Origin of the sequence: Streptococcus cuniculi (assembly GCF_004570575.1) — a bacterium.
Lineage (GTDB): Bacteria > Bacillota > Bacilli > Lactobacillales > Streptococcaceae > Streptococcus > Streptococcus cuniculi_A.
In genome coordinates this window covers 1-443 of sequence record NZ_SPPD01000078.1, presented here as the reverse complement: position 1 = coordinate 443, position 443 = coordinate 1, and the positions used below count along the sequence as shown (strand labels likewise).

Below are 443 nucleotides of genomic sequence, written 5' to 3'. Positions count from 1 at the left end.
GGCCAGCAGGGCTCCGTTGCGGTAGTCGCGCCCCAGCGCGGCGAACGGGCCGCTCAACGGCGCCGATTGCCCGACCACGATGTCGGAAGCGGGCATGGGGGTGAGTGCAGGCGGCGCGGCGCGGGCCGGCAGCATCGCCGACGCGGCAAGCGCGAGGGCGAGAGCGGTCAGGGAGGCTGTGCGGTACGACATGGCGGACGGCCGTTGGTGGATCGGACGGTGCGGCACCCGGGGCGGGTGCCGCTGCGCTCACGGCTGCACGATCGCGTCGAACGCGTAGGTCCGCTCTTCGGCCCGGCCGGCGAGCCGGACGTTCTTCCGGGTGCCCCATACGTTCACCTGGTGGTGCAGGGGAATGATGGCGAAATCCCGCATCGCCAGTTCCGTGGCCTGCTGCAGCAGCTTGTCCCGCTCGGCATCGCCCAGGGTCTGTCTCTTCGCCA

2 protein-coding genes are annotated in these 443 nt (G+C 71.8%); both read right to left on the bottom strand.

The genetic code is table 11. The features are described from left to right. Positions 1-192 (bottom strand): hypothetical protein (locus E4T82_RS12680; protein ID WP_209304591.1); only part of this gene is annotated, 192 nt, incomplete at its 3' end. A 57-nt stretch (positions 193-249) separates the two neighbouring features. After that, the coding region (locus E4T82_RS12595) for a hypothetical protein (protein ID WP_209304590.1) at positions 250-443 on the bottom strand (194 nt) is incomplete at its 5' end.